This window comes from Vibrio sp. 10N.222.49.C9 (genome assembly GCF_041474985.1).
In the GTDB taxonomy this organism is placed as follows: Bacteria; Pseudomonadota; Gammaproteobacteria; order Enterobacterales; family Vibrionaceae; genus Vibrio; species Vibrio crassostreae_C.
Window position 1 is genome coordinate 1 of record NZ_JBFRVD010000821.1, and the last position, 304, is coordinate 304.

The window sequence follows — 304 nt, forward strand, 5'->3', positions numbered from 1 at the left end:
TCGTTTAGCCCAAAACACTTGACCGTGGTTGTTACATATTACGATTCCCACATTTAAGCGGTAACCATCGCCATCGATCACTGGCTAACCTCTACTGATAAATTTTATATGAGTCGATTTTTCCACAGATCCCCCAGTTGAGCAAATGCAACCGTAGTAAAAGTTGTCAAACTATGAAGTCAGGATGCCCACATTGGATAAATAGCGAGCAAATCTTACTTTATCAACAGAGTCACTTTGTTTAGTGCTATTTATTCACTATATCTGTGAGTAACTTTGTGAGAAAACTTGAGATAATTAATTT

1 pseudogene is annotated in these 304 nt (G+C 37.2%); it reads right to left on the reverse strand.

From position 1 onward, the window contains the following. A pseudogene (locus AB4585_RS25770) lies at positions 1-81 on the reverse strand (RNA pyrophosphohydrolase); the annotation flags it as partial. Positions 82-304: the final 223 nt, after the last annotated feature.